This is a genomic window from Tunturiibacter gelidiferens (assembly GCF_051013345.1).
GTDB lineage: Bacteria > Acidobacteriota > Terriglobia > Terriglobales > Acidobacteriaceae > Edaphobacter > Edaphobacter gelidiferens_A.
The window spans coordinates 4,062,599-4,089,554 of sequence record NZ_CP132939.1; the positions used below are offsets into that span (position 1 = coordinate 4,062,599).

25 protein-coding genes and 4 pseudogenes are annotated in these 26,956 nt (G+C 58.4%); 17 read left to right on the top strand and 12 right to left on the bottom strand.

Features of this window, described 5'->3' with window-relative positions:
• The first annotated feature begins 98 nt into the window (after positions 1–98).
• The 14 genes and pseudogenes from RBB80_RS20355 (at position 99) to RBB80_RS20420 (ending at position 11,841) form a co-directional block, all read left to right on the top strand.
• Positions 99–1,547, top strand: a complete 1,449-nt coding sequence (locus RBB80_RS20355; protein ID WP_433964240.1) for a flagellar hook protein FlgE — start codon at positions 99–101, stop codon at positions 1,545–1,547.
• A 201-nt stretch (positions 1,548–1,748) separates the two neighbouring features.
• Positions 1,749–2,336 (top strand): flagellar basal body-associated FliL family protein, encoded by a 588-nt coding sequence (locus tag RBB80_RS20360; protein ID WP_433964241.1) that lies wholly within the window; start codon positions 1,749–1,751, stop codon positions 2,334–2,336.
• Positions 2,337–2,381: 45 nt separating this feature from the next.
• Positions 2,382–2,720: a FliM/FliN family flagellar motor C-terminal domain-containing protein gene (locus RBB80_RS20365; RefSeq protein WP_433964242.1), complete on the top strand. Its 339-nt coding sequence runs from the start codon at positions 2,382–2,384 to the stop codon at positions 2,718–2,720.
• A gap of 83 nt (positions 2,721–2,803) precedes the next feature.
• Positions 2,804–3,109, top strand: coding sequence for a flagellar biosynthetic protein FliO (locus RBB80_RS20370; RefSeq protein WP_433964243.1), 306 nt, complete (start codon positions 2,804–2,806; stop codon positions 3,107–3,109).
• A gap of 362 nt (positions 3,110–3,471) precedes the next feature.
• Positions 3,472–3,687: pseudogene (locus tag RBB80_RS20375) on the top strand (flagellar type III secretion system pore protein FliP); the annotation flags it as partial.
• A 16-nt stretch (positions 3,688–3,703) separates the two neighbouring features.
• The gene (locus RBB80_RS20380; protein WP_433969781.1) at positions 3,704–4,012 is read left to right on the top strand and encodes a hypothetical protein; all 309 of its coding nucleotides are present in this window, start codon (positions 3,704–3,706) and stop codon (positions 4,010–4,012) included.
• Between the two features lie 30 nt (positions 4,013–4,042).
• The gene (locus tag RBB80_RS20385; RefSeq protein WP_179586814.1) at positions 4,043–4,312 is read left to right on the top strand and encodes a flagellar biosynthetic protein FliQ; all 270 of its coding nucleotides are present in this window, start codon (positions 4,043–4,045) and stop codon (positions 4,310–4,312) included.
• A gap of 7 nt (positions 4,313–4,319) precedes the next feature.
• Positions 4,320–5,102 carry a flagellar biosynthetic protein FliR gene (locus RBB80_RS20390; protein WP_433964244.1) on the top strand — a complete coding sequence of 261 codons (783 nt, stop codon included), beginning with the start codon at positions 4,320–4,322 and terminating at the stop codon, positions 5,100–5,102.
• A gap of 54 nt (positions 5,103–5,156) precedes the next feature.
• Positions 5,157–6,346 (top strand): annotated as a pseudogene (locus RBB80_RS20395) (EscU/YscU/HrcU family type III secretion system export apparatus switch protein).
• Between the two features lie 35 nt (positions 6,347–6,381).
• Complete coding sequence (flhA, locus tag RBB80_RS20400) at positions 6,382–8,466, top strand: flagellar biosynthesis protein FlhA (protein WP_433969782.1); 2,085 nt, start codon at positions 6,382–6,384, stop codon at positions 8,464–8,466.
• Between the two features lie 56 nt (positions 8,467–8,522).
• A complete protein-coding gene (locus tag RBB80_RS20405) occupies positions 8,523–9,461 on the top strand; it encodes a sigma-70 family RNA polymerase sigma factor (RefSeq protein WP_433964245.1) in 939 nt (312 codons plus the stop codon).
• Between the two features lie 45 nt (positions 9,462–9,506).
• Positions 9,507–10,523: a flagellar motor switch protein FliM gene (locus tag RBB80_RS20410; protein ID WP_433964246.1), complete on the top strand. Its 1,017-nt coding sequence runs from the start codon at positions 9,507–9,509 to the stop codon at positions 10,521–10,523.
• Between the two features lie 14 nt (positions 10,524–10,537).
• A complete protein-coding gene (locus RBB80_RS20415) occupies positions 10,538–10,846 on the top strand; it encodes a FliM/FliN family flagellar motor switch protein (protein WP_179583845.1) in 309 nt (102 codons plus the stop codon).
• Entirely contained in the window at positions 10,834–11,841 is a 1,008-nt protein-coding gene (locus RBB80_RS20420) for a hypothetical protein (RefSeq protein ID WP_433964247.1), read from the top strand. Before RBB80_RS20415 ends, RBB80_RS20420 begins: the two co-directional genes overlap by 13 nt.
• Before the next feature lie 72 nt (positions 11,842–11,913).
• Here RBB80_RS20420 and RBB80_RS20425 read toward each other — a convergent pair whose 3' ends face one another.
• The 8 genes and pseudogenes from RBB80_RS20425 to RBB80_RS20460 all read right to left on the bottom strand — a co-directional run bounded on the left by RBB80_RS20425 (position 11,914) and on the right by RBB80_RS20460 (position 19,514).
• Positions 11,914–12,333 carry a peptidoglycan-binding domain-containing protein gene (locus RBB80_RS20425; RefSeq protein ID WP_433964248.1) on the bottom strand — a complete coding sequence of 140 codons (420 nt, stop codon included), beginning with the start codon at positions 12,331–12,333 and terminating at the stop codon, positions 11,914–11,916.
• A gap of 227 nt (positions 12,334–12,560) precedes the next feature.
• Complete coding sequence (locus tag RBB80_RS20430; RefSeq protein WP_433964249.1) at positions 12,561–14,225, bottom strand: trypsin-like peptidase domain-containing protein; 1,665 nt, start codon at positions 14,223–14,225, stop codon at positions 12,561–12,563.
• A 162-nt stretch (positions 14,226–14,387) separates the two neighbouring features.
• Positions 14,388–15,250 (bottom strand): annotated as a pseudogene (locus tag RBB80_RS20435) (DMT family transporter).
• Positions 15,251–15,312: 62 nt separating this feature from the next.
• The gene (locus tag RBB80_RS20440; protein ID WP_433964250.1) at positions 15,313–15,711 is read right to left on the bottom strand and encodes an amidohydrolase family protein; all 399 of its coding nucleotides are present in this window, start codon (positions 15,709–15,711) and stop codon (positions 15,313–15,315) included.
• Positions 15,657–15,914, bottom strand: a pseudogene (locus tag RBB80_RS20445) (amidohydrolase family protein); the annotation flags it as partial. The gene RBB80_RS20440 and the pseudogene RBB80_RS20445, both read right to left, overlap by 55 nt.
• Positions 15,857–17,104 (bottom strand): amidohydrolase, encoded by a 1,248-nt coding sequence (locus RBB80_RS20450; RefSeq protein ID WP_433964251.1) that lies wholly within the window; start codon positions 17,102–17,104, stop codon positions 15,857–15,859. The pseudogene RBB80_RS20445 and the gene RBB80_RS20450, both read right to left, overlap by 58 nt.
• A gap of 646 nt (positions 17,105–17,750) precedes the next feature.
• On the bottom strand, positions 17,751–18,710 hold the full coding sequence (locus RBB80_RS20455; RefSeq protein ID WP_433964127.1) for an IS5 family transposase: 960 nt from the start codon (positions 18,708–18,710) through the stop codon (positions 17,751–17,753).
• A gap of 24 nt (positions 18,711–18,734) precedes the next feature.
• Positions 18,735–19,514, bottom strand: coding sequence for a hypothetical protein (locus RBB80_RS20460; RefSeq protein WP_433964252.1), 780 nt, complete (start codon positions 19,512–19,514; stop codon positions 18,735–18,737).
• Positions 19,515–19,633: 119 nt separating this feature from the next.
• On the opposite strand from RBB80_RS20460, the gene RBB80_RS20465 reads away from it, so the two are divergent.
• Positions 19,634–20,491: a hypothetical protein gene (locus RBB80_RS20465; RefSeq protein WP_433964253.1), complete on the top strand. Its 858-nt coding sequence runs from the start codon at positions 19,634–19,636 to the stop codon at positions 20,489–20,491.
• Positions 20,492–20,674: 183 nt separating this feature from the next.
• On the opposite strand, the gene RBB80_RS20470 is transcribed toward RBB80_RS20465, so the two are convergent.
• Positions 20,675–21,619, bottom strand: coding sequence for a hypothetical protein (locus RBB80_RS20470; RefSeq protein WP_433964254.1), 945 nt, complete (start codon positions 21,617–21,619; stop codon positions 20,675–20,677).
• A 266-nt stretch (positions 21,620–21,885) separates the two neighbouring features.
• Positions 21,886–22,965 carry a M20/M25/M40 family metallo-hydrolase gene (locus tag RBB80_RS20475; RefSeq protein ID WP_433969784.1) on the bottom strand — a complete coding sequence of 360 codons (1,080 nt, stop codon included), beginning with the start codon at positions 22,963–22,965 and terminating at the stop codon, positions 21,886–21,888.
• 188 nt (positions 22,966–23,153) lie between these two features.
• Here RBB80_RS20475 and RBB80_RS20480 point away from each other — a divergent pair, with 188 nt between their 5' ends.
• On the top strand, positions 23,154–23,309 hold the full coding sequence (locus tag RBB80_RS20480) for a hypothetical protein (protein ID WP_433964255.1): 156 nt from the start codon (positions 23,154–23,156) through the stop codon (positions 23,307–23,309).
• Between the two features lie 32 nt (positions 23,310–23,341).
• On the opposite strand, the gene RBB80_RS20485 is transcribed toward RBB80_RS20480, so the two are convergent.
• Together RBB80_RS20485 and RBB80_RS20490 are read right to left on the bottom strand one after the other, a co-directional pair.
• The gene (locus RBB80_RS20485) at positions 23,342–23,713 is read right to left on the bottom strand and encodes a hypothetical protein (protein WP_433969786.1); all 372 of its coding nucleotides are present in this window, start codon (positions 23,711–23,713) and stop codon (positions 23,342–23,344) included.
• Positions 23,626–24,399 (bottom strand): hypothetical protein, encoded by a 774-nt coding sequence (locus tag RBB80_RS20490; protein ID WP_433964256.1) that lies wholly within the window; start codon positions 24,397–24,399, stop codon positions 23,626–23,628. The genes RBB80_RS20485 and RBB80_RS20490 overlap by 88 nt, the downstream gene beginning before the upstream one ends.
• Positions 24,400–24,817: 418 nt before the next feature.
• Between RBB80_RS20490 and RBB80_RS20495 the strand changes: the two genes are divergently transcribed.
• On the top strand, positions 24,818–26,938 hold the full coding sequence (locus RBB80_RS20495; RefSeq protein WP_433964257.1) for a TolC family protein: 2,121 nt from the start codon (positions 24,818–24,820) through the stop codon (positions 26,936–26,938).
• Positions 26,939–26,956: the final 18 nt, after the last annotated feature.

Genomic DNA, 26,956 nt, shown 5'->3' on the forward strand with positions numbered 1-26,956 from the left:
TGGGGATCAACTGCACAACTTGGTAGAGCGGTCGCATCTCTGCAGCAGACCGCATATGACAATGAAGCGAAGTGTAACCAGGCAAGATCAAGGAGAAGATGATGGGAAATTTTTCGATTGCACTGTCAGGATTGGAAGCTGATTCAACGGCGCTGAACACGATTGGAAACAATCTGGCGAACCTTAACACGACGGCCTACAAAGGGCAGACAACTTCTTTTGAAGACCTGTTTCATCAGCAGATTGGAGAGTCCGGAGCGGGCGATCCGATTCAGGTTGGATCGGGAACGAAGGTCGGTTCGACGACTACGAACTTCAGTGAGGGAACGCTTCTGCCGGATGCCAATGGGAACTCGAGCGATATGGCTCTGGACGGAAATGGCTTTTTCCTGGTGGAGCAGAACGGTCAGCAGTCTCTGACCAGAGCGGGGAACTTCACCGTGGCCAACAACGGCAGTTTGACTACGCAGGACGGTCAGTTTGTGCTGGGCTATCCGGCGACGGCCGGCGTGGTGAACACGAACACCAATCCGCAGCCGATCACGCTTCCTGTTGGCGCTACTGAAGGAGCTCAAGCAACGCAGAATATCTCGGTGACCGCAAACCTGAACTCGGGAGCTACGGTAGGCACAACGTTTACGACGCCGGTGAAGATCTTTGACTCGCTTGGTCAGAGCCATCAGGCAACAATTACCTATGACAAGACCGGTACGAACACCTGGAGCTACTCTGTGGCACTGCCCGCTGGCGATGCCGCCGGATCAGCGAATGCCACCGGCACTCTAAGCTTCGATACATCGGGCAATCTCATTCCGCCGCAGACGCCGACGACGCCAACCTGGCCGACTTCTACTGCAGTTACGGTTGGAAGCACTGTCGTTGATTCGAACGGCAATCTGGAGAAGGTGACCTCTATCTCGGGTACTGGCACTACCGGAGGTGCCGCTCCGGTCTGGGGTGTAGCACCAGGGGCGACTACTACCGATAACGCGGGAGCCAATCAGGTTGTCTGGACTAACCTTGGTCCCGTGAGCACGGTTCCGGGTCCAATTACGTTTACTGGGTTGGCGGATGGAGCCAGCAATCTCAGCTTCAACTGGAACCTGAATGGCGGTGGTACAAGCCCGCTGATTAGCCAGTTGGCGTCCGCGAACAGCAATGGAGCGCAAACTAATGATGGATTTCCGAGCGGGAACTATACGGGCTTTATTGTCGACCCTAGCGGCGTGATTCAGGCCCAGTTCAGCAACGGCAATACTCAGACGATAGGCCAGGTTGCGGTGGCGAATGTTGCCAACGTGCAGGGATTGGTATCGGTGGGGGGCAATAACTTCCAGACGACTGGGGCCTCGGGGCAGGCGGTTGCCGGTGTTGCCGGAACTGGTGGGCGCGGTGTCGTGGATGACAGTACGCTCGAGCAGTCCAACGTCAATATCTCGACAGAGTTCTCTAATCTGATTGTTGCGCAGAGAGCGTTCGAGGCCAATTCGAAGACGGTGACGACCTTCGATACGATCTCGCAGGACGTGATTGCGATGGTTCGATAGTATTTTTCAAAGCGTGTTGAGGCGGCTTAGCGGGTGCGGGACCTGGAAGATGGGTTCTACCGGCTGGCCGCCTCGACTGATCTTTTTCTGTATTTACATAGATCGCGGGCTCCGGGCTGAGCCTTACGGTGGCGATCCTGAAGAATCGCTAATGTTTGCGGACGTTGGACTGGCCACCCGCTTGCAATCTCTCCAGGCATCATGGCTACTTCACCTACAGTTCTTGCCGGTGCCTCTTCTACGGTTGTTCCGGATTCCTCTCCCGCTTTGGCGGCGGCTCCGGTGGCAGCTAAGTTTCCACTCATTCCTTTATTGATCGCTGTGGTGGTGGGAGTTCTTGTCGCTACGTTGGGTGTTGGCGGCGCTGTGTACTACCTGGTGCGGACAGGCCGGCTGCCGGGGCGCGAAGGCTCGGCCCGTAAGGCGGAGGTCGGCGCCCCGACTACGACACACGCCATGGTGCTGGAACCGCTACTGGTGAACCTGGCGGATGCGGGTGGGAGCTCGTACCTGCGGGTGGCTATGACCCTGCGTGTGGCTGACGCTGCAGAAGGCAAAGAAGCCAAGCCCAAGGAAAAGAAGCCTAAAGAGGACAAGGAGGCCAGTGACGCGGTGGCGTCGGTGCGAGACACGATGCTGACGGTACTGGGAAGACAGACGGCGGATCGTCTGCTGGCTGTCGATGGAAAGGAACAGTTGAAGACCGAACTGAAAGCTGCATTGGCAGAACATAACGCTGATTTGAAGGTGATGGATGTGTTCTTTACAGATTTTCTGGTTCAGCGCTAACACGAGATCTAACTCGTTGCAGATAAGAAGAGGGAGGGAGAGACGATGACGGGGACGGAGCTTGCGGTGCTCGGTGCAGAGGGTTCGGGGAAGACGAATCTTGAATTGGTGAGGACGCCTCCGGAAGCACCATGGATGACACGGATTGAGGCACATCCCTCGTGGGAGACGCTGTCGCAGCTACGGATCACGATGCGGGTTGGAGTGGCTCTGAACCGATTCAGAGTCCGGGACCTGTTGACGCTGAAGGTGGGACAGGTCTTTAAAAGCGTCTCGCCTGAGACGGAAGACGTGCCGCTGATGGTTGGTCAGGTGCAATTGGGCTGGAGTGAGTTTGAGGTCGTGGACCAAAGGATGGGACTTCGGGTGACTCGCCTGGGGTAGGAGCGAGCGATGCGTGGCGGGCTTCGAGTCCGGACGATCGTACGGAGTTACAAACAGGACAAGTGTTGAGACGGAGAGTTGAGATGCGGCTTTTGCAGGGTGTGAGACCAAGTTTGAACGAAGCGTCGGCATCCGAGATGCAGGGGCTGGCCGGATGGGTACTCGGTTTAGTGCGAGGTTGGCACGGGCAACGAGTTTCTCAACAGAAGAAGCTTCAGCTGGTGGAGACGTTGCCGCTTGGTGGGAGACGGCAACTGATGCTGGTGACCTGTGAAGGGGAGAGCTTTCTGGTTGGAGGCAGCTTCGAGAGTGTGGAGACGATTGTGCGATTGAAGGCTGAGGCTACGCTCGACTTCGCGGCGGATAGGTTGGACGAGTCATGCCGGTGATGAGGCGATTTCGTTGGTTGGGGTTAGCCTTGGCAGGGTTGGCAATGGCTTTGCCTGCGGCGTACGCGCGGGCAGAGAGCTCGATGATGGTGGCTGCTGTGGTGGCGCCGGAGTCGTTCTGGGTTAAGAAGTCCGCAGGAAGCTCTATTGCGGGGCATGAGCAGGCTGCTTCAAAGAGCGGCAAAGCTGGCACGAAAGCACATGGACCGGTGGCCGCCGCGAACGCAGGTGCAGTTTCGGGGGCGAAGAAGAACGATTCGATCGCATCGGAGCTGGCTGGAACCAAGAGCGTTCCGTGGTCGATCGTGGTTGGGCTGACGTTGTTGACTTTGCTGCCGGCGCTGCTTTTGTCGATGACTCCGATGGTGCGGCTGCTGGTGGTGTTCCATTTTTTACGGCAGGCGCTTGGGACACAGACTGCTCCGTCGAACCAGATTTTGATGGGGCTGGCGTTGATGATGACGTGGTTTCTGATGCAGCCTGTTCTGCTTGAGGTCGAGCAGACTGCGGTCGCTCCTTATAGTGCGGGGACGATCACAGGCGAACAGGCGCTGGACCTGGGCGTGGCTCCGGTGAAGCGATACATGCTGCGCTATGCGCGGGAGAAAGATCTTGCTGTGTTCGCGTCTGCAGGGATGGCTGTGCGGCCGAACAAGAGAGGATCTGCCGATCCAGGTTGTGGTTCCGGCTTACATCCTGAGCGAGTTGAAGGCTGGATTTCAGATTGGCGCGATCTTGTTTTTGCCGTTCCTGCTGGTGGACCTCGTGGTTGCGAGCGTTACGACCTCGATCGGCATGATGCAGTTGCCGCCGGTCGTGATTTCGACCCCGCTGAAGATTCTGCTCTTCGTCATGATCGACGGCTGGAGTCTGTTGGCAGATCAGTTGATTAAGAGTTTTTAGAACCGCGAGTAAGTAGCGATTGGAGCAGTGATGGGACCAGACCAGACAGTGGAGATTATGCGGCGGGTGTTGATTGAGGCGATGCTTCTGAGCGCGCCGCTGCTGGTGACCGCGGCCCTGGTGAGCCTTGCGGTGAGTTTGTTGCAGACCCTGACCAGCGTGCAGGAGCAGACGCTGACGGCAGTGCCGAGGTTGGTGGTGGTCTTTGTCATCACTGTGGCGGTGCTGCCATGGATGGTGCATCGCTTGGTGGGGTTCACGGTTCGTTTGTTCACGGACTTTCACAGGTATCTGGGATAGAGGCGCTATGAATCGCGAAGTGAGTGGATTGATGGCGGATTGGCCCCAGTACCTGTCGTCAGCGGTACTGGTGATGGTGCGGCTGAGTGGGCTGATGGTCTTCGCTCCGGTGTTCTCCTCCTCAGCGATTGCGCCGCGGGTCAAGGTTGGGTTTGTGTTTGCGATGACGATTCTGCTGGCGCCCGCGGTGGCGACTGTTCCGGGAGCGCGTGCCGTGCTTGATGGGAGGGCGCTGCTAGGCGAGTTGAGCGTGGGCCTGTTGTTTGGACTGTCCCTGATGTTGCTGAACGAGGCGTTGACCTTTGCGGGAACGTTGCTGGGGTTGCAGTTCAGCTTTTCGCTGGTGAATCTGCTGGATCCGAATTCGATGATCGAGACGGCGGTGTTGGGGCAGATGCTCAGCTGGCTTGGGGTACTCGTGATCATTGGCTCGGGTCTCGATCGGAGCCTGCTGGCTGCGGTGGTGAGGAGCTTTTCTGCGGTCCCTGTGGGACAGGCAGTAATGCAGGCAAAAACTGGAGTGGCTCTGGCCATGATGTCGAGTGGGATCTTTCTGGCGGGGGTGCAACTTGCTGCTCCTGTGATGGCGGCTGCGTTGGCAGTGGAGGTAACGATTGCATTGGTGGCACGACTGTCGCCGCAGTTGCCTTCGATTGTGATTAGTGTCCCGATCAAGACGATGGTGTCGTATGTGGTTTTGATCGCGAGCCTTGCGGTGTGGCCTGGATGGATTGAGCGGCACTTCACGGCTCTGCTGGATGCTGCGGCAAGGATGCTGGTGCGGGCATGAGAGTCGTGATGGCGATTGAGAAAAGAGTGGGTTGCTGCATGAGAGGAAACCCTCATGGCAGATAAAGGTACAGAGCAGGCTACGCCACTACGAAAGAAGAAGGCGAAGGAGAAGGGCGACAGCGTTCATAGCCGCGAGTTGTTGTCGGCGATGGCGATGCTGGGTGGCGTCGTCATGCTTGGGGCGATGTCGAACGGGTTCGTTGCTAGCTGGGGCAAGGTGTATCAGGAGAGCCTCCGTTCTGCTACGACAAGTGCGGGCGGTTTGAACGGGCAGAACGGAGAACAGCTCTTCAATGTCGCGGTGCGACGCATCCTGGTGCCGTCGCTGCTGCCGGTGGGATTGGTGATGGCGGCGAGCTTTACCGGAGCTCTGGTGTCGGGCGTGGCGCAGAGCGGTGGGGTGCAAATCTACCCGAGTGCCGTGGAGTTCAAGTTTTCGAAGCTGAATCCGGTTACGAACTTAGGAAATCTTTTAGCTTGCGGTCGGCGACGCGGCTGGTGAAGTCGCTGGTACCTGCGTCGGTCATGGTCGTGTTGGGTTGGGGAGCGTTGAAGGCGTTGATGATTCCGATGCCGGTGATGAGCCTGCTGCGACTGCCGGCGACTTTTTCTGCGGCGTATGGATTGGCGCTCGATGCGGCCTGGGTGACATTGGCGTGGTCCGCGCTGGACTATGCGATTGAGTGGAGGAGTTGGAATCAGCGGCTGAAGATGAGCAAGCAGGAGATGCGCGAAGAAGTTCGCGATGCAATGGGCAATCCGCAGATCAGAGCGAAGATACGGCAGATCCAGCGGGCGATGCGCAAGCGCAAGGTAAAGGCGGATATGTCGCGGGCGAGTGTGGTGATCACCAATCCCACGCACTATGCGGTGGCGCTGGAGTTCAGCTTCGAGACGATGTCGGCGCCGACGGTGCTGGCGAAGGGGCGCGATCTGCTGGCCGCGGAGATTCGCGAAGAGGCTCGGTGGGCCGGGGTTCCGATCATTGAGAATCCGCCGCTGGCGCGGAGTTTGTACAAGATGGTCGAGCCGGGGCAGTCGATTCCATTCGATCTGTATGCGGCGGTGGCTGGAATTCTGGCCTTTCTGTATCGGCAGAAGGTTGAGGAGCGGGTGCGGCAGGATCGCCAGGCGAAAGAGAGAGAGCAGAAGGCTCAGCTGGCGGGAAGGCTGCTCGATGGGAGAGGCAATGTTGGAACGACTGGGATGGTTGGAATGCGTGGCTTTGGAGGTGGGATGTGAGTGAAGCAGTGATGAAGAAAAATAGTGGTTTTCAGATGGCGAAGCTGCAGACGTTGATGCTGCCGGTCGCTGCTATCAGCATGGTGTTTGTCATGATTATTCCAGTGCCGAGTGTGGTGCTGGATATTTTGCTGGCTGCCTCCATTACGGCTTCGGTGATTGTGTTTTTGACAGCCGTGCAGGTGCGGAGAGCGGTGGACTTCTCCGTGTTTCCTACGCTGCTTTTGCTGCTGACACTGTTTCGGCTGTCGTTGAATCTGGCTTCGAGCCGGAGGATTCTGCTGCATGGACAGGAGGGAACACACGCTGCCGGCGCGGTGATTGAGGCGTTTGGGCAGTTTGTGGTGGGCGGGAACTATGTTGTGGGGTTGGTTCTGTTTCTTGCGTTGATTGCGATTCAGTTTCTTGTGGTGAGCCATGGTGCGGTGAGAACTGCAGAGGTTACGGCTCGGTTCACCCTCGATGCTCTGCCGGGTAAGCAGATGGCGATCGATGCGGATATGAACGCGGGTCTGATCGATGAGCAGGGAGCGAGGAAGCGGAGACAGGCGATTGCGCGGGAGGCTGAGTTCTACGGCGCGATGGATGGTGCGGCGAAGTTCAATCAGCGTGACTCGCTGGCGACGATTCTGATTACGGCGATCAACATTGTGGCTGGATTGTTGATCGGGGTGCTGCAGCATGGCACGGATCTTGCTACCGCAGTGAAGACTTACACGATTCTGACAGTGGGCGATGGTTTGGTGACGATGATCCCCAGCCTGCTGGTTTCGATCGCCGGCGGCATGGTATTGACGCGGGCTTCTTCTGCGGGTTCGCTCGATGAAGAGTTGGGAACGCAGCTTTTGAAGGGGCGCAATACGCTGTGGATCGCCTGCGGCGTGCTGCTTGGACTGGCTCTGATTCCTGGACTGCCGAAGTTGTCGTTTGTGTTGCTGGCGGTTGGCGTTGGCTTGATTGCGCGGCGACTGCCTGCGGCGAAGGATGCCGCTCTGCTGTTAGCGGAAGAGGCGATTGGAGCGAATGCGAAGGGTGATAAGGCGAAGGCGGGCGATGCGGCGAAGGGCGAGAATCTGGCTTCGTTGCTGAAGATGGATGAGCTGACGCTGGAGATCGGATTCCAGCTGATTCCGATGGTGGATGAGAAGCAGGGTGGACAGATGCTCAACCGCGTCCGCGCGCTGCGGAGGCATCTGGCGACCGAGCTTGGGTTTATCGTTCCGCCGATTCATATCACGGACAACCTGCGGCTAAAGCCTCGGGAGTATGTGGTGAGTCTTCGCGGGATTGAGATTGCGCGGTGGCAGACGGAGCAGAACTGGTTGCTTGCTGTGAATTCGGATCCTAAGGCGCGGGTGCTGCCTGGTGTGGAGACGAAGGAGCCGGCGTTTGGCGTGCAGGCGCGGTGGATTCAGCCGGGGTTGGAAGAGCAGGCTCTGGCTGCGGGCTACTCGGTGGTGGACCAGACGACTGTGATTGGGACGCACCTTGGCGAGTTGATTCGCAGGCATGCGCATGAGCTGCTGGGGCGGCAGGAGGTGAAGCGTCTGCTGGACAGCCTCAATGAGAGTCATCCGAAGCTGGTGGAAGAGCTGGTGCCGAAGCTGATGACGCTTGGGGAGGTTCAGCGAGTGCTGCAGCAACTGCTTCGCGAGCAGGTTTCGATTCGCGATCTTGGAGCGATCCTCGAGATTCTGGTGGAGGCGGCGCAGCAGTCGAAGAACGTGGTTCACCTGGTGGAGAGTGTGCGGCAGTCGTTGGGGAGAGGGCTGGTGCATTCGCTGCTGGATAACGAGGGCGGCCTGAAGGTGCTGGTGCTTGATCCGGAGCTGGAGAACGAGTTACAGCAGACCTTCGATCCCCAGGGAGCCGGGTTGCTGCTGGGGGATGGTGCGCGTCCAGCGGGGATGCGGTCGGACTTTTTGAAGCGGTTGGTGGAATCTGTGAAACGCCTAACCGGAGGCGCCTCGACCTCGGCACTTCCCGTGCTTCTATGTCCGAGTCCAGCCCGTTATCACGTGCGGCGTTGGCTTGAGCCGTTTCTGCCCAAGGTGACAGTGTTGGCGCCAGGAGAGATTCCGCCGGAGATTCGGGTACGAAGCATTGGCACGGTTGGGTAGAGATGGTGTGTAGTACGGCGGCAAGACAGTAGCGGTAGATGACGAATGGAGGAAGTATGAACACAGGGAGTTCGATTCCGGTACAGGTGGGGCAGAAGTTGCCGAAGGGAAAGCTCTCCGGCGAGCAGTGGACGTCGCTGGAAGCCGCACGATTTGACGAGGTGACAGGTCTTGCTGAGGCGGGAACTTTCGCTCCGTTCATTGGAGAGGAACTGACGACACAGGGGAATGGCAGCGCGACGGAACGGGACCTGCTTTTGATGGAGCATCTGCCGACGGTGCGTTATCTGGCGCGACGCATCCATGAACGACTGCCTCAGCATGTGGAGTTGGATGACCTGGTTTCGGCCGGTGTCGTTGGGTTGATCGATGCGTTCACGAAGTTTGACCACAAGAAGAAGGTGCAGTTCAAGAGCTATGCGCAGTTCAGGATTCGCGGGGCGATTCTTGATTCTTTGCGGACGCTGGACTGGAGCCCGAGGGAGCTGCGCCGGAAGGGCAGGGCGGTCGAAGAGGCGATTCGTGCGGTGACGCAACGCGTCGGACGAGCACCGTCGGAACAGGAGATTGCACGGGAGATGGCGCTGACCCTGGCGGAGTACCAGGCGCTGCTGGGCGATCTGAAGGGGCTCGAGATCGGAAGCCTGCACATGGAGCGCTCGGAGGACTCCGGGGATGAGGAGCTCGCCTATGTTCCTGGTGCGCCTGAGGACGATCCGCTGTTTCGCTGCTTGAAGGGGGAGATGAAGCAGCGGCTTGCGGACGCGATCGACGAGCTTCCGGAGAAGGAGCGCATGGTGTTGACGCTTTACTACTACGAAGAGCTGACGATGAAAGAGATTGGACTAACGTTGGGCGTCGTGGAGTCGAGGGTCTCCCAGATCCACTCGTCGGCAGTGCTGAGGCTGAGGGCGTCGCTTGCGAGTCTGCGACCAGGAGACTCTGCCGGGGTTGTAAAAGCCAAGGCTTCGAAGCGCAAGGCTGGAACACGTTGACGCTCTGATTGAGTCGTCGTGAGAGATCTCTAACTAAAGAAAGGAATGCATGGGAAAGCAGCTTGGGCAGGGAGATATCGATGCGCTGTTCGCGGCAGCCGGGGGAATGCTTCAACTCAACCTGAGGGTGGCGAAACCGAGGTGCCGCTGGAGCAGTATGACTTCAGCACCGCGGGGCAGATCAGCAACGATCAGATGCGAGCGATCAGTTCGGTGAACGATCTGTTTGCGAGGAACCTGATGCACACCCTGGGGGCGTGGTTGAGGACTCCGTTCAAGATGAAGCTGGTCGCGGGGGAGCAGCTTCCTTTCAGTGAATTTTTGGAACGACTCTCTTCTCCGAATTACATCTGTTCGATTCGGCTGGAGCCACTGGGAGCGGTTGGGTTGCTGGAGTTGGAGCTTGCGCTGGCGTCGCCGATCGTAGATGTTCTGCTGGGCGGGGCAGGGCGTGCGTGGCCGGCGCGGGAGCTAACGGATATTGAAGACGCAATTCTGACGTCTGTGGTGCAGATGACGGTGCAGGAGCTGAACCTGGCGTGGCAGTCGGTCGGTCTGGAGTTTGTCTTTGAGAAGCGAGAGTCGGAGCCGGCGGTGTCCCGGATGTTGACTTCCGGGGAAAAGACACTGTGCGTGAGCTTCGAGGCGCGCATGCCTGAGGCTCAGGGCGCTATGAATATATGTCTGCCGGCAGTTGTCTTGAATGCGATTCTGCGGCGGTTGATCTCTGAGGGGGATCGTCCAAAGAGGCGGTCGAAAGAAGCGCAGGCGAGGATGCGGGAGCTGGTGGGTGGGGTAAAGTTCGGCGCCGCCTTACAGTTTCCCTCGATGCGGCTTAGAGCGAGTGAATTGGCGGCTCTGGAGCCGGGGATGGTTTTGCGTCTCCCGTTGGCGAGGCACTCTATCTCGGAGTTACGGGTTGGTGGTTTGCAGTTTGGCAGAGCGCACCCGGTAAGAACTGGTGAGCATCGCGGTGCCCAGCTGGAAGGCGGTATCGATAACGATAGCGGGAACGGTGCTCTGGAGACTCAGAGCGCGGTCGAGACGATGAGTGTGAACTAGGAAAGGATTGGGACATGGAGAAGGTGATGGGTTCTGGTGAGGTTGCTGGGGTTGAGCCGGGAATGGGATTGTTGAGTGACATCGAGCTGGATGCGACGTTGCAGTTCGGTTCGCGCGATATGTCCTTGAGGGAGGTCCTGGAGTTGGGACCAGGGGACGTGGTGGAGTTGGACCGTCATGTGTCCGAGCCTGTGGACCTCGTAGTGGGAGACAGGATTGTGGCTAGGGGCGAGGTGGTTGTTGTCAGCGGCAACTTCGCTCTGCGCATTACTGAAGTGGCGACGCCGCAACTGAGACTGGAGAGCATTCGATGCCTTTTCTAACGAAGAAGACGGGAGCGATGAAGGTGAGCGCACTGATGCCGAGCGCCTTGAGGGTAGGAAATGGAGTGGCCTGGCAGGAGGATGAGTACAGGCCGTCGAATGAGCTTGCGGGACTTGGGGGGTATGGTCTTCCGGCTGCAGCGGGGAAGACCTCGCAGCGGAGGATGTGCGGAAACTTCGAGTGTGAAGGCGGTTGGAAGATGCCCTGGAGAAATCGACGCAGGCCGATCTTCGAGGGGCAATGGGGGTGCAGCGGACGTTGTGTGCTAGCGATGGTGCACGCGGCAGTCCGTCGCGAGTTGGGTGATGGAGGAACCTCAGCCGCTCTGTCTCCGCACCGGCACAGAGTTCCTCTCGGTCTGCTGATGCTGGCGCAAGGATGGATTACTCATCCCCAGCTTCAAAAGGCGTTGGCGGCACAGCGGGAGAACGGGACTGGGAAGATCGGCGAATGGCTTCTGAGCGAGTGCGGCGTGGAGGCCGAGCAGATCACCCGCGGGTTGAGCATGCAGTGGGGATGTCCGGTGCTGACGACTGAGGGATTCTCTCCAGAGTCGATGGCTCTGGTGATGCCTAAGGTATTCGTTGAAAAATTCGGGCTGCTGCCGCTGAGAGTGGCAGGCTCACGAATTCTATATTTAGGTTTCGTGGATAATCTGGATGCATCCTCGGCGCTGGCGATGGAACAGATGACGGAGTTGAAGGTTGAGAGTGGAGTTGTGGATGGGGCTCAGTTCGGGGCTGCTCGAAGCAAGCTCCTTGCATGTGAAGGAGTGGAGACAAAACTGGAGACAGCTGAAGATAAGGATTCGATGGCGGCACGAATCACCGCGATTCTAGAACAGAAACAGCCGGTCGCTGCTCGTCTGGTTCGACTTCACCAGGACTACTGGTTAAGGATGTGGCTAGAGAGCGGCACTGTGGGGAGAGCCGGTAGTTTGCCGGTGTCGCATGAGGATGTGAAAGACCACGTCTTTACCATCAGAGTCCAATAGCAACGAAGTCTTTAGGTCTTGTAGAAAAGAAAAGAGGGCCGGGTGGCCCTCTTTTCTTGCGTGAGAAAGTTTCTATCGTTCCAGGAAACTTGAGCCCGGGGATGCCGCGGGAGCGGCCAGCGCGGAAGTACCGGTGTTCATTTTGGAATTCTGCTCGGGGCCAAGCCCTAGCTTGATGATGGCTCGGGAGTCGGGAATCAACTTTGTCTGCCAGCCGTTATCTCCCTGGAACTTCTGCATTGCCGATTGGGTCTCGGAGTCCCAGTGGCCTGATGCCTCGCCGGAGAGATAGCCGGACTTGATGAGCGAAGTCTGAATCTGGGTTGCTCGCGCGTCATCAATGGTTCGCTGTCCTGCTGGTTTCGCGGATTTTGCGTGCTTATTCGATACCTTAGGTGATGTGGGGCCACGACGCGAGTGAGTCAATGCCAGGCATGGCATTGCGGTTGCCAAAAGCAGCGTCGAGGTTAGAAGTGATCTGCCAAACTGCATAGTTAAACATCACCTTAGGATAAATATCGGTCGATGATACCGAGACTGTCGTCGATGTTGAGAGTAGAGTACCCCGATAGTAACGTGTGTGGCAACAAAAAGGTTGACTAATGGGAATACATTTTTGGGTTGGGGTTTGTGTAATCCTTCGACCGTTCGAAGAAGGAGCGATGCTGAGATTGATCAGAATCACTCCTTCCTCGGTTCGGTTGGACCTCAGGATGTCTCTACGGCAATGTGCCGCCCACATAGGAGTTAAGGTTTTTCTGGGTAGGAGACTGTATGACGAAAACAACGTCATCCTTCGATTTTAGCGTGGAGACAATGGCTCGATAACTGGCCTCATCTGTTACGGATTTGCGATTGATTGCTGTGATGATCGTTCCTTTGCCCAGTCCGATCTCGTCAGCGAAGGAGCCCGGGCGGACGTTGGTGACGATAACACCGCCCTTGATTCCTACTTTGGCTGATAAGGAGGTGGGAATTGCAGTGACGGTAATGCCGAGTTTGCCCTCTCCTGCGTCGGTCTCCTGCGGGGTGGAGGAGTCGTCGGGCTGGCCGGAGATGTCAGCGTATGTCTTGGCGCGATCTCCGATGACGACATTCGTGCTGTTCTGCTTGCCGTCGCGCAGGTATCCGAGCTTCACGGTCGAGCCGACGTGGCGGGCTGAGATGTCGTTGACCAGGTCGTCGCCATCTTTGATGTTGCGACCATCGATCGAGACAATGACATCGCCTGCTTGAATGCCGGCCTTTGCTGCTCCACCGTTTGGTGTGACGACGCCGACGATGACGCCGCTCGAGAAGCCATACACGCGGTTGACGGCAGAGGATTGGGCCACCTGGAACTGGATGCCGATGGAGCCGCGAACGACTTTGTGTTCCGGTCCGATGAGCATGTTGTAGACGTTTGCGATGATATTGGCGGGCATGGCGAATCCCACGCCCTGGGAGCCCATGGATTGGGTGTAGATGGCGGTGTTCATGCCTACAACCTGACCGGCCATGTCGACGAGTGGGCCGCCGGAGTTACCTGGATTGATGGCGGCGTCGGTCTGGATGAAGCGCTGGAACTGGGTTTGAGAGACGCCGTTGGGGCTGGGTTCGTCGATGCTGCGGTTTTTAGCGGAGATGATCCCTGCGGTCACCGTCTTCGAAAGGGCGAAGGGACTGCCGATGGCGAGGACCCAGTCGCCCACCTGTGCGCCGTCGGAGTTGCCGAGCTTGACGGTGGGGAGCGGTTCCTTGCTATCGATCTTGATAACGGCGATGTCGGTGTCTTTGTCGACGCCGATCACAGTTGCGGGACGGCCTTCGTCCCCGGGACCGCCGTCTGGGTCGGTGGAGAGCTTCACGTAGATCTTGTCGGCTTTGTCGACGACGTGGTTGTTGGTGATGATGTAGCCGCGGGGATCGACGATGAAGCCGGAACCGAGTGCGCGGCGTTCGCCAGCGGCGCCGCCGTCACCATCGTCACCGCCTTGCCCACCGAAGAAGCGATTGAAGAAATCCTGCATGTCCCCTGGGGACTGCTGGCTGTCGTCGTCCCCGTTAGGGTCGTTTGGCTGGGGTGTTTTCTGCGTGCCGCGTCTGCCACGTCTGCTGGTTGATGGTTTCGGCAGCTCTTCTGTATTGATATTGACTACGGCTGGGCCAACTTGCTTGACGATCTGGGAAAAGCCATTGGAGAGCGTCACCGGAGAGGGAATTACGAGAGGTTTCGCATCGGTCGAGTTGACCACGGACTGCTCTTTGCCGCTGACATTGCGCGTAAGAATGGAACCGGCGAGTATACCGACCGACAACGTGGCAAGAAGGGTGAACGTCGTGGTCAGGCGATGTGTGCGGATGCGCTCGAGCAGAGTGGCGGGAGTCTTTTTGGGTGTGTCCATTAGCAGGTCTTGACCTCAGTGTTGTGTGTTGCTGTGCGCCGGAGTGTGTGCGCGGCATGAGATTTAAGTATAGTCGCTAGGCGATATTGTGGTTTGTCCTGAGGTGAGGTCGGTTCCACAATGTGATTAGACGCAAAAAGAAGACGAAAGTCTTCGTGAAGCTTAGGTGGGGTAGGTGGGAATCGGAGCTTCGGAGGGGAAAAGCTCGATGAATCCGATGCCGGTGAGGATCAGGACGGCTCCAAGGAGAGAACGGCGACCTAGATGCTCGTGCAGGACGAGGAAAGAGGTAAAACAAGCGAACACGGGCTCCAGGGTGAGGAGGATCGCGGTGTGGGTGGGGGAAGATGTTGCTGGGCCCAGCTTTGGATGGTGAAGGCTGCGGCGGTGGCCAGGAGACTGGTGATGGCGAGAGTGATAACCAGCCGAGGCGTAAGAGTGAGATGAGGTCTTCCGCCTAAGGGCAGGGTAACGGCCATAAGAAGAGCTGCTGTCCCGATCTGGAGAGTGGCGAGTTGGGCTGTTGGGACGTTCTTGGAGGTATGAGCCAAAGATAGGAGATGGGCGGCGAAGGCGATCGCACAGGCGAGCGTGAGAAGGTCCCCCAGGCCGATGCTGCTGAGGAGATTCTTCCAGTACGTTCCTGCGGGCGTTGTCAGCAGGAGAAGGCCGGAGAATGCCAAGAGCGCTCCAATGGCAGTAGTCCAGCGGGGAGGCTGCGTTCCTGACGGGCGAATCGCAGGTATGAGGGTGAAGAGGGGGACGAAGACGACCACCAGACCAGTGATCAGCGCTGATTTTGCGGCGGTTGTGCGGGCGAGTCCGGTGGTTTGAAATTGGTATCCGGCCGCGAGAAAGAGGCCGACGGCGAAGCCCGATATGATGCTTTGGCGGTTGATGTGGCGCAGCTGACGATGATTCACGATAGCGAGAGCGATGAAGGCCAGAGCCATTCTGAGCAGATTGAAAAGAAGAGGTGAGGCGTCTTGAAGAGCGTCTTTTACTAAAACGAAGGTGGCCCCCATATCATGACGACCGCGAGGAGCAGGAGGTGGGCCAGGGTGGTGGGGCTTAGTCGGCGGTGCAACTAGTTGCTCGCTCCGGCCTTTGGTTTCGGTGACTGCATGGGTTTCGGGGACTGCGAGTAGACGGCTTCGCCGTTCACGATTGTATTAAGGACCTTTGTGCGGAGGAGTTGTTGGGGCGTTGCGGTGGTGATGTCGCGGTCGAGAACGATGAGGTCAGCGAGGTAGCCGGGTTCGAGACGGCCTTTCTGGTGTTCGCGAAATTCGGCGAAGGCGGAGGCCTGGGTGTAAGCGTAAATGGCTTCGTTGAGGGTGATTTTTCTTGTGACTGGAAGGTCTGGGTAGCGGATTCGTTCTGGCGAGTAGTGGCGGCATAGAGGCCGCGGAAGGGGTTGATGGACTCCACCGGGTAGTCGGTGCCGAAGGCCAGGGTGACGTTGTGGTCGAGGAAGCTCTTCCACGCGTAGGCGTATTTGGCGCGCTCAGGGCCGAGGCGATCGGTGGCCCACTTCATGTCGGTGAGGAGATGGGAGGGTTGCATAGAGGCGATAACCCCTTCGCTGGCATAGCGGGCGAAGTCATCAGGAAGCAGGACCTGGGCGTGTTCTACGCGAAAACGGAGGGCGGCGGGGGTGGGGTCGGGAGGGGGTGGGGTGGTGACGATGTGGGCGTCGGTGTTGGGGTTGGTTGGTGGAGGGGGAGGTTGGCGACCTGGTCGGCGGCGCCGAAGGCGTTGAGGGCCATATCGTTGGCGCGGTCGCCGATGGCGTGGAAGCCGAGTTGGAAGCCTGCGGCGGCGCGTTCGGAGGCTAGTTGGGTCAGCTTGTCCTGCTGGTAGCGTGGGAGGCCGGAGTTGTTGGGGTCGTCGGAGTAGGGTTCGTCCATGGCGGCAGTGCGGGAGCCGAGAGAGCCGTCCATGAAGCCCTTGAGCATGGTGAGGTGGAGGAGCGGATCGTCGGTTGGGTGGCTGGCGCGGCGCTCCTTGAGGACGGTGAGGGGTTTGTCGAAGGGCATCCACTCGGCGAAGCGGAGGCGGAGTTTGTGCGCGTCCTCCAGCTCTTCGAGGGCGAGGAAGTCCTCCCATTCGGAGTTGTCCTGGACGCTGGTGACGCCGTGGGCGAGAGCGTCGTTGATGGCCAGGGTGAGCGCTTTGGTGCGCTCTTCGGGGCCAGGTGAAGGGATTTTGTTGGAGACGAGGCTGGTGGCGGCAGTTTCGCGGAGGATCCCGGTGGGGTTGCCGGAGGCGTCGCGGTCGATTTTGGCGCCGGCGGGGTTGGGGGTGTCGGCGGTGATGTTGGCGGCGGCGAGGGCGGCGGAGTTGGCTATGGCCATGTGGCCGTCTACCCGGTCGAGAATGCAGGGGTGGCCGTCGGTGACCTGGTCGATGTCCTCTCGGGTGGGGAGTTTAGCCCCCGGCCAGAGGGTGTCGTCCCAGCCGCCGCCTTCCAGCCAAGAGCCAGGTTTGGCCTTCGCGGCGTAGGTGCGGATGCGCTGTTGCATCTGGGCCAGGGATCTGACTCCGTTGAGGTTGATGGAGAGTTGCTGGGCTCCGGCGGCGGCCATGTGGGTGTGGGCGTCGTTGAAGCCAGGCATCGCGAAGGCGCCGTGGAGGTCGACGATTTTAGTCTTTGGGCCTTTTAGTTTGAGGATGGTGGCGTCGGTGCCGGTGGCGAGGATCTTTCCTTCGGCGATGGCCAGGGCCTGGACTTTGGCGGGGGTGGGGGATGGGTCGTTGGAGCGGAGATGGGTGCCGGTGAGGATGTTGCCGTGGAGGTAGATGGTGTCAGGCGGGGTGTCCTGCGCCTGCGCCAGGGTGGTGAGGAGGAGAGATGCGATGAGAGTGAAGGGCTTCACGAGTGGAGTGTATCGTGGAGTTCGCCCGATTGGGGTGTGAAGTGCTCAGGATTTCAATCTGGAGACCGTCCCCCTCCCCCTCGGGTATCTGGCAGGGAAGTCTCTTCGATTCATGAACTTGCAGCCGGGGTATCCCGCTAAAATATAGAAAGCAAACCGATTACGCACAAAATACCTATTTTGTTGCAGATATACGAGATACTTCGCGTCAATTCTTAGGGCATGGACACACTCGTACTTTGGAGTGGCTGTGTGTTTGCCGGTTACTTCCATTATAGAGGGTGGACGGTAACTCATGCGCCACGTGAATCTCCGCGTCTGACGCGGGTTTTGTGAGTTGGGGGCTTGACAGGTTTATTGGGGATAAGCCGCTCTGCCAACTTCCGTCATGACGTTTCACGCGGCAATGGGAGCTGTCTGTCTGGGTGCTAAGCTCACCTTGTTGCCCGCCAAAGGCAGACGTTTAAATTCATCTTCATCTACCGGCGTGATTGTCCCTTTCTGACTTAGGGAACCTCTGCGTAGGCGTCTGACTTTCTGGGGTCAGGGAGTGGGCATGGAAGATGCGCGGGTTTTGGTTGGTTTGATGCTGTTGGAGGGCTAATTGGAACGCGCATCCGCCCGTTTTCCGGGGCTTCCAGGCGCACTACTGCCCAAGGACTGCCAGACGTTTGCGGTGCAGGTACAGGTTCACCAGCGCGAAGTTCGCGCACAGGCGGTGATGGTTCTTCGCGATGCCTCTGTATCTCACTTTGTCGAAGCCGAAGATGCGCTTCAGGATCCGGAACGGATGTTCTACCTTGGCCCGCACCCTCGACTTACTCCGGTTCTTCTTTTTCTGTAACTCGTCGACATAGTTTTTGAACTTCGTCCGCTTGCAGGTCATGTCCTGTGCCTTCGGAGCGGCCTCTTGGATGGCGTCGGTCTGGCCCTGATAGCCGCCGTCGCCCCACACCTTACGCTCTTGGCCGTGCAGCAGTTCCGGTAACATGTGGCAGTCCGCCACGCTGGCTGCGCTCGTCGCCACAGAGTGGACGATGCCCTCCCTCGCGTCCACGCCGATATGCGCCTTCAGGCCGAAGTACCACTGGTTGCCCTTCCTGGTCTGGTGCATCGCCGGGTCGCGCTCGCCACTCGCGTTCTGGGTCGACGAAGGCGCATGCAGGATGGTCGCATCGACAATCGTGCCCGTCGCGATCCGGATGCCCCTGGCATCCAGATGCACGTTCACCGCATCCAGCATCAACCCGCCCAGCTCGTGCCTCTCCAGCAGATGACGGAACCGCAGGATGGTCGTCTCATCCGGCGCAGGCGCAATCCCAAGGTCCACGCCAACGAACCGCCGCAGCGCCGCAGACTCGTACAACGCCTCTTCCACCCCAGGGTCCGACAGATTGAACCACTGCTGCACAAAGTAAGTCCGCAGCATGATCGCCAACCCTACCGGCTGCCGTCCCTTGCCCGCCTTCGCATAGTGCGGTCGTACCAGGGCTTCCAGCGCAGACCATGGAACCACCTGCTCCATCTCGTCCAGAAACAACTCCCGCCGACTCTTCCGCCCGTACTTCTCAAACACACCCTGACTCGACAGACTCTGCTGCTTCATCGCAATCTCCTCGCAGCTATCAGATTAATCAATCAGGCAAGCGATGCAGAACTTGTGCAGACTCTCCTTAGGCAGTCTGCGAATACCGGATGGGAACTCTGTTCTTGCGATTCTGTTGGCGTACAAATAAGTGACTCTTCCAAGTGAAGTAAACATGTTTCCTCGGCTGTCCTCCCATCTGACGTTTAGATCGAAGGACACCTTGTAACTGTCAGGGTGAACCTCTACTCCTTCACCATGAGCCACTTCCTTACCTATCTGCTCTTGTGCCTGTGCGTGGAGGAGGCGTTCAAGTCCATTGGAGAAGTTGATATTCATTCCCTTGATGGAGCAGTTCGCCTCAAATGGCTTATTCTTTTCCAGAATGGGTGGGCAATTGAAAGAGACTATGTGATTCCCTATAACTGCATCTTCGATTTGCAGACTCCACGCATCACTAGAACCCCGATTGATGACCTTAACTTGGGGTCCACCACCCATAAAGGTGTGGTTGGTCGGTCCCATCGTGAACTCCGCCGTGACTTCGGGACGGTTAGTGTCGATGGCAGAGTCCAATTCCTCTGCACTCTTGTGTAGTGCTACTCGCTTTTCATTCCACGCCGAACGACACGCTAGGAAAAATGCGGCTATGGAGAGAAGAGCGAAAAGAACCCTTGAATGTGTTAGTCCTTTATCACCTGAGAAGTATGATGGGCTATTTAATTGAAATAGGGCAGTCAGGATAGAAAATATCCCGCTCACAATTCCCACCCAATGACGAAACATGTCCCGAAAGAATTCTCTGGTATCGTCCAGCCATTCCATAATTCAGATGGTCTCAGCCTTACCGCTATACAGTCAAAATTATTCTCGATATTGCCTGCTTCTTGTCTATCCTTCTGAGGTGACCTAGAAGGGTTTATCGGGTCCGAAAGAAGAAGTCCATGACAGAGCAAGACGCTTTCAAAGGCCTGACAGAGCAAATACAGAATCAATCTGACCCAACCAAACCTATTCGTGCCTATGAGGCAGAAGTTGTACCAAGTTCCCATTCCTCCTACGAAGAACAGAACAAGACTAAAGAGGATCAACCAAAATGGACTGATAAAGCCGTAGCTTTTTTCACCATCTGTCTTGTAGGTGTTGCCATTTGGCAGGCCGTCATATTCAACAGGCAATGGGAGGAGATGCACACTGGAGGAGAAGACACTAAAGCGTTGGCCACCGCTGCTGATACCCAAGCTAAAGCCGCTAAAGCGCAAGCTGATGAGGCTAAGGAACAAGTGGGTAAAATGGTTGAGTCTCTCGCCAAAACTGACGCGCTCATCAGACAGGCAACAGCCCAGGCCACCGCCACAAACAGATTGGCAGTGCAGGCACAGAGATCCGCTGATTACGCTAAACAGGCTGTTGATAATTCTATTGAGTCTGAGCGGCCTTGGGTTGGTGTCAGTAGCTACAGGGTTGATAACTTTGTGGAGGGGAAAACGGCTAAGATCACCATCAATATAACTAATTCGGGAAAACGTCCAGCTTCTAGTAAAGCCATCTATGAGGCGGCAGTTTTCAAGTCTCTGCCGCTGTTTCCAAGTGTCACAGGCCAACAAACAAGTCTGGCTTATATTCTTCCCGGAGCGCCCTTCAGCTCCACTCTCACGTACGACGTATCTGAGAGGGCTTTCTCGGACTGGAAAAATAAGGGGAAATTTTCTTTATTCTGTCCCAAATCGTATACACAGACGTTGGAACGAATGTCTCTTACATCACTAACTTTTGTGCCTATTACGACCCGACTGACGTAGACCAGCCCTTTCCCCTCTGCACTAGATACAACGAAGCAAAATAGGAAAAGTGAAAGAAAGGCAGAAGCCCATAAACCGTCCACTTTCTGGATTCTGACTATTCTGTGTGAACTGGAGAGTTGTCCTATAGATACTAAGAAGCGACAGGAGTTATCTTTTCAAGTGGATTGTTCCTGAGCAGCTTTAGAAAGACTCTGACAACATCAAAGCTTCGATCGATAACGGACTCGATCGAAGCTTTGATGTTGGAGCAAAGATTTGGTTCAGGCGACTAGTAGGGGCGGTAGTAGCCGTAGGGGGTGGGTAGTAGCCGTAGGGCGGTGGTGGAGGCGGATAGCCGTAGATCACGGCTGGCCGGGGCTGCACGACTACGGGAGCGGGCTGTTGGATGTAGGTTGGGGCGGGTGCCTGGGCCTGGACTACAACCACGGAGGGGTTCTGTTGGGGGTATGACGGTGGGGGCGCGTAGGACTGCTGTACCGGTTGAGGGTACGACCGCTCAATCGGTGCGGGCTGCTGCTGGACCGGCGCCGGGGTGGGGTCGGCGTAGTTGAAGCGGGAGATCATCTCCGGCTGATGCTGGACCTCGGACTTGGTGGGGATGCCAACGTCGTCGAGTAGTTTGACGGTGAGGCGGGTCTCGGGTTTGAGCACGGGGTAGGGTCCGCGGCGGGGAAGGTTGATGAGGTCGATCGGCCAGAGAACCGGGATCAGCCACTCGATGGTGTCGCGGGTTGCGTGTCCGGTCCCGAGGATCCTGCCGTTGGAGTCCACTCGGTTTTTGCCTGAGTCTGCAATGACGCGGGTGGAGATGGGGATGACGGTGTCGTTGCCTACGACGATGCGATCGAACTTGAGCTCCATCCAGCCCTTTCCGACGAAGTGTCCGGGATCTTTGTAGTCTTCAAAGCGGCCGACGAGGAAGCTTCCGTAGGGGAAGACGGAGCGGCCGTACATCTCGACGCGGCTTAGCTGGCAGAGGATGGGGTCGCCGAGGTGGAGGGTCTTGGAAGAGATTTTGTCGGAGACCATGCACTGCATGACCGAACCGGCTGGAATCAGCTGCTCCGCACCTGCCGTGAGGGAGACGGGCAGAAGTAGCAGCAACGAGGCAAGAATGCGCTTCATGGGGGACCTCCTCAACACACAAGGACCAAATGCCGTGTGCCTTACACCTTCGGTTCGCCGGATCGCGGGGGTTGATCTCGAGACGTGCCAGAATGTGGAGCGAGTTGTTGCCGAAGATATTAGCTTAATTCTGGCGTGCTGCCACTTAATTTTCTTCGTGTCGGGTTCACACACCTCCAAGAGTTGAAACCGCTCCCTGGCGCTGATCGGTACCCTTCATTTGGGTATCTGTGCTGTCGGCTTCATCGGCCTAAAGGCTGATCTCTTCAGTGCTTTCTGAGACGAGGAGCGAAGTTTTTGCGATGTCTGCGAGTGAAAACCCGGCGGTCTTCGAAAAGTTGCTCAAAAATCTGGATGGGAATCGGCGGTGGTTTGGAGGGTGTCGAGGAGGGTGAGGAGGATGCGGCGGAGGGCGGTCTCGCGGTCGGTGGGGTCGTACCACTCCTGGAGGGTGTGGATGCCACCGCCCATGCCGCCACTGCCCAAGGCCAGGGCGGGGATTCCGCGCGAGAGGGGGATGTTGGCGTCGGTGGAGCCGAGGCGGAGTTCGGTGCGGAGGGAGAGGTGGCGGTCGACGGCGCGGAGGGTGTGGAGGAGGGGGAGTCGTCGGGGAGGGTGGCGGCGGGACGGTTTCCTATGGTTTCGATGTGGAGTTTTAGTGGTTTGGCGGTGGTGGATTGCGCGGTGACGATGTCGTCGAAGATCTCGTGGACGCGGGTGGCGGTGGAGATGAGTTGGGTGGGGTCGGTGGAGCGGAGGTCGAGGAGGGCGGAGGCGGACTCGGGGATGGAGTTGATGGAGGTGCCGCCGGAGATGTGGCCTACGTTGAGGGTGGTGAGGGGGTCGGTGGGGAGCTCGAGGGCGGCGATTTCGGTGAGTGCTTTGCTGAGGAGGAGGATGGGGTTGGGGGTTCCGGCGTCGGCCCAGGAGTGGCCGCCGGGGCCGGTGATGGTGATGCGGAAGCGGAGGCTGCCGAGGGCTCGGTTGATGGCTGCGGCGGTGCCTCCGCCTTCGAGGATGAGGGCAGAGGCGATGCGGGTTCGGTAGGGGCCGCGCTCGAAGAGATGACGCATGCCGCGGAGGTCGCCTTCTCCTTCTTCGCCTACGTTGGCGGCGAAGAGGATGGGGATGGGTGGAGTGATGTTGGCGAAACGGAGGGCGGCGGCGATGGCGAGGAGGGCGGTGAGGCCAGCGGCGTTGTCGCAGATGCCGGGGGCGTAGATGCGGGAGGGGTCGTTGGTTTCGACGGGGTCGATGGGGGTGTCGGCGGGGAAGACGGTGTCGAGATGGGCGGAGAGGAGGATGCAAGGGGTGGCTGTGAGCTGGCTGCTGTTTGGCGAGGCAATGGCAGATTGAGCGAAATGTGGGGGTCTTCCACTGCGCGGCGGACGGTGAGACTGTCCGCCGCTTCGGTCGAGATGACGTTAGTTATGGAAGCGGCAGAAGAAGGCGGTGACGCAGAGGCCGCATCGGGTTGGAGTTCGGCGAGGGCGTTGCCGGCGTCGTCGAGGTGGATGTTGGTAAGGCCGAGATCTTGAAAGCGGTGGAGGAACCAGGCGGAGCGGGCGGATTCGCCGAAGGGTGGGGCTGGGATGCGGACGAGCTCGAGCTGCCACCGGCGGAGTTGAGGTTGGTGGAGATGCAGCCAGTGGAAGGCGCGGTGGACTGCGGTGAGGGTGGCGAGGCGTGAGATGCGGCGCTGGGCGGATGCTGTGGCTGGCATCAGGATTGGGCCTCGACTTCTGTCTCGGCTTCGGTGTAGGAGACCTCAACGAGGAAGAGGCCGCGGGCCGGGGCGGTGGGGCCGGCGGCGGAGCGGTTGCGGGCGGCGAGGATCTTGGGGATGTCGTCGGGGGAGAGACGATTGGCGGCTGCTTCTACGAAGGTGCCGACGAGGTTGCGGACCATGTGATGGAGGAAGCCGGAGCCGGTGATGCGGTAGATGAGGAGGTCTCCGTGCTGATGCCAGGCGGAGTGGAAGATGGTTCGGGTGTTGTCGGTTGGGATTATTTTGTTTGGTGAGGCGGCGTTGCGGACCGATGGGGGATTGGTGGCGGTTCGGGCAGAATGCGGGGGTCTTGACGGATACCGCAGGGTGAATTGGTCCGCTGCAACCGAGGACTGTGCCCGCAATCCACTGCGCTGCTCACGATGAGGCTGTGAGCAGCTTCGGTCGAGATGACGCTTCTGTTTGGAAGATCATGAGAGTGTGTTGAGGGGGATTCTATGGAGTCGCTGGTGGTGGTGCGGGTGATGAGGTCGGGATCGACGGCGGCGAAGGAGGTGAAGTCGTGGGTACCGAGGACGTGTGCTGCGGCCTGTTGTAGCGGGGCGAGTTCGAGAGGGAGGCGGCAGGCCCAGACGTAGGGGGCGAGCATGGGGGAGCAGATGCGGTCTTCGGAATGGGAATGCGAATGGGAATGGGAGCCGCAGGGGAAGATGCGGTACTCGTAGGTTTTGCGGCGGGCGCTGTGGCGGGCGTGGAAGTCTTCGGGGACGGGAGAGACGGAGAGTATGCGGATGCTGGGTGGGAGGGCGCGGTTGAGGGCGCGATGAAGGTTTGCGGCGGGGATGGGGACCGAGAGCGAGAAGGTGGCGACCTGGGCGAGGGCATGAACGCCGGTGTCGGTGCGGCCTGAGCCCTGGGGGAGGACGGTTTCGCCGGTGACGCGATGAATGGCCTGGGCGAGCGTGCCCTGTACGGTGGGGAGAGAGGGTTGGATCTGCCAGCCGTTGTAGGGTGTTCCGTCGTAGGTGAGGATTGTCTTCCAGTGAGGCATGGGCTGCTTTGGACGGTATCACGGTTGCGTTGGAGGGGTTTGGAAAGTCCTGGGTAAGGGCAAGGGGTTGATATACTTACCGCATCGTATCCGGGAATGAACTTTTACTGAGGATGTTGGGAACGAAGCGAGCGATGAGTACGTATCTGTGCTCAGCCTGGACGTTGCCTTTGAACAAGGCGATGTTGGGGTTAGCAGGATTTTCCTAGTGTCATCCGTGTGTCTTTGGCTGTCTTTAAGAGTCGTTGGGAAGGTGCTGCGCGTCTGAGTAAGAATTGCAAAATCTGGTTGTGAGGCTGACCCTCGTGTGGTCGTGCGGGGTTGGGAGAGCTTTGAGTCCGGTGAAGGTGTCCATGCCGGTGTTGGGCGTTGCCGGTAAAGCGTCGAGAGGCTTCAGGAAAGAGTTGGAGAGCGAATCGTGAGATTAAAGGATATGCAGGGGGCGGCGAGCATTGCACTGCTGCTGATGAGTCTGTGCACAGAGCCGAGCTTGGCGCAGCAGACGCAGTCGAGTCCGACGGCACCAGCCGCGCCGCAGCCGGTTGTGAATGATACGACCGGGACTCCAGGATTGCCGCAGGCTCCGCAGCCGAAGCCGACCGAACCGTTGTTTATGCGCCCGACGAGTCATGATTATACGAAGCCAAAGAGCCATATCTGGAATCCGATTGCGCCGTATACGCCGAGCCAGGTTCCGACCTTCCAGATGGGGAACACGACGGTAGGCAATCTGCTGAAGGACGGGAAGATCTATCTGAGCCTTGCGGATGCGGTGACGCTGGCGCTGCAGAATAACTACGATATCGCGATCTCGCGGATCAATCTGGATATCGCGGATACGGATCTGCTGCGTGCGAAGGCGGGATCATCGCTTCGCGGTGTTTCGACGGGTCTGTTGACGAATACTATTGGCGGAACTACGACGACGATTACGACGGGCGGCGGACCGGGTGCGACTTCACAGGGCGTCGGCGGCGGCGGTACAGGTGTGGGCGGAATCGTTGTGAGCACCAATGGCGGAGGACCACTGCCGGAGAATCTGGATCCAGTGCTGTCGGGACAGCTGGAGTATGAGGCTTCGACGCAGCCGCAGTTGAATACACTGTTCAGCGGCGGGTTGTCGGTGCTGACTACCGACACTGCGACGTACAACTTCAACTACGCTCAGGGATTTTTGACGGGGACGCAGTTGACGGTGGGGTTCAACAATTCGCGTGTGACGACGGACAATGCTTTTAGCAACTTCAGCCCGTCGTTGACGACGAGCTTTCGAGCGACCGCGACGCAGCACCTGCTGCAGGGATTTGGCTGGGGCGTGAATGGCCGATTTATTTTACAGGCCAAGAATGATCGGCGGATTACGGACTCGGCGTTTCGGCAGCAGCTGCTCTACACGGTGAACCAGGTGGAGAACGTCTACTGGGCGCTGGTGAGTGCTTATGAGGATGAGCAGGCGAAGGAGCGTCAGCTGGCACAGTCGTCGCAACTGACCGCGGACAACCGGAAGCAGTTGGAGATTGGCACGCTGGCGCCGCTGGATGTGGTGAACTCCGACAGCGCGGTGGCGAGCGACAAGCAGGCGCTGGTGGCGTCGAAGACGAACCTGGAGTATCAGCAGCTGCTGATGAAGCAGGCGATTGTGCGGACACTGAATGATCCGCAACTGTCGCAGGCACCGGTGATTCCGACCGACCGCGTGGCTCTGGACAGACTGCCTGAGGAGGATTTGCAGGTAGAGGACCTGGTGAAGCAGGCCTATGTGAACAACCCGCAGATTGAACAGGCGGTGTTGAACATGAAGAACAACGAGATCACGATCAAGGCATTCAAGAACGGCTTGCTGCCGGTGGTGGATGCGTATGCGTTCTACGGTGGAAGCGCGCTGGGTGGTGCTCAGAACCCGAACGCGATCAATTTTAATACGGGCAAACCGTATCCGCCGGGAACGTTTCCTTCGGTTGCCTATAGTGATGTGTTTCAGAATACGTTCAACAACAATGCTCCTGATAAGGGCGTTGGGGTGAACATGACGATTACGCTGCGCAACCGCACGGCTCAGGCGGACCAGGCGCGGTCGCAGATGGAGTACCGGCAGTCGCAGATGCGGTTGCAGCAGCTCTACACGGTGATTCGCATCCAGGTGACGAACCAGCAGTATGCGTTGACCAATGACCGGGCGCAGGTGCAGGCGGCGCAGGCGGCGAGAGACTTTGCAGCGCAGAGCCTGGATGCTGAGCAGAAGAAGTACCGGCTGGGTGCATCGACGACAGCGAATGTGCTGCAGCAGGCAAGGAACCTGGCTACGGGGGAGAATAACCTTATCTCCGCTACGGCGGCGTATGCGAGAGACAGAGCGGAGTTATTCCAGCTTCTGGCGAATACTCTGGATCGGTATGGCATCAATATCGAATCTGCGGCGCAGGCGGTTGGAGGCGGTGCGGGAATGCAGACTCCTGTGATTCCGGGGCTGACGGCACCGAAGGAGCCTGAGGCGCCGAAGCCGATCGATGTGAACCCGGGTGCACCTCCACCGCAGTAGAGTGGCAGGTTGAACAGA

Bases quoted from the DNA above. Each gene is read 5' to 3' on its own strand.
- RBB80_RS20390 (WP_433964244.1), top strand. From the start codon at position 4,320: ATGAATCGCGAAGTGAGTGGATTGATGGCGGATTGGCCCCAGTACCTG.
- RBB80_RS20360 (WP_433964241.1), top strand. From the start codon at position 1,749: ATGGCTACTTCACCTACAGTTCTTGCCGGTGCCTCTTCTACGGTTGTT.
- RBB80_RS20370 (WP_433964243.1), top strand. From the start codon at position 2,804: ATGCGGCTTTTGCAGGGTGTGAGACCAAGTTTGAACGAAGCGTCGGCA.
- RBB80_RS20415 (WP_179583845.1), top strand. From the start codon at position 10,538: ATGGAGAAGGTGATGGGTTCTGGTGAGGTTGCTGGGGTTGAGCCGGGA.
- RBB80_RS20455 (WP_433964127.1), bottom strand. From the start codon at position 18,710: ATGAAGCAGCAGAGTCTGTCGAGTCAGGGTGTGTTTGAGAAGTACGGG.
- RBB80_RS20430 (WP_433964249.1), bottom strand. From the start codon at position 14,225: ATGGACACACCCAAAAAGACTCCCGCCACTCTGCTCGAGCGCATCCGC.
- RBB80_RS20380 (WP_433969781.1), top strand. From the start codon at position 3,704: ATGCGCGGGAGAAAGATCTTGCTGTGTTCGCGTCTGCAGGGATGGCTG.
- RBB80_RS20365 (WP_433964242.1), top strand. From the start codon at position 2,382: ATGACGGGGACGGAGCTTGCGGTGCTCGGTGCAGAGGGTTCGGGGAAG.
- RBB80_RS20470 (WP_433964254.1), bottom strand. From the start codon at position 21,619: ATGAAGCGCATTCTTGCCTCGTTGCTGCTACTTCTGCCCGTCTCCCTC.
- RBB80_RS20385 (WP_179586814.1), top strand. From the start codon at position 4,043: ATGGGACCAGACCAGACAGTGGAGATTATGCGGCGGGTGTTGATTGAG.
- RBB80_RS20410 (WP_433964246.1), top strand. From the start codon at position 9,507: ATGCATGGGAAAGCAGCTTGGGCAGGGAGATATCGATGCGCTGTTCGC.
- RBB80_RS20460 (WP_433964252.1), bottom strand. From the start codon at position 19,514: ATGGAATGGCTGGACGATACCAGAGAATTCTTTCGGGACATGTTTCGT.
- RBB80_RS20465 (WP_433964253.1), top strand. From the start codon at position 19,634: ATGACAGAGCAAGACGCTTTCAAAGGCCTGACAGAGCAAATACAGAAT.
- RBB80_RS20355 (WP_433964240.1), top strand. From the start codon at position 99: ATGATGGGAAATTTTTCGATTGCACTGTCAGGATTGGAAGCTGATTCA.
- flhA (WP_433969782.1), top strand. From the start codon at position 6,382: ATGGCGAAGCTGCAGACGTTGATGCTGCCGGTCGCTGCTATCAGCATG.
- RBB80_RS20420 (WP_433964247.1), top strand. From the start codon at position 10,834: ATGCCTTTTCTAACGAAGAAGACGGGAGCGATGAAGGTGAGCGCACTG.
- RBB80_RS20405 (WP_433964245.1), top strand. From the start codon at position 8,523: ATGAACACAGGGAGTTCGATTCCGGTACAGGTGGGGCAGAAGTTGCCG.
- RBB80_RS20490 (WP_433964256.1), bottom strand. From the start codon at position 24,399: ATGCCTCACTGGAAGACAATCCTCACCTACGACGGAACACCCTACAAC.
- RBB80_RS20425 (WP_433964248.1), bottom strand. From the start codon at position 12,333: ATGCAGTTTGGCAGATCACTTCTAACCTCGACGCTGCTTTTGGCAACC.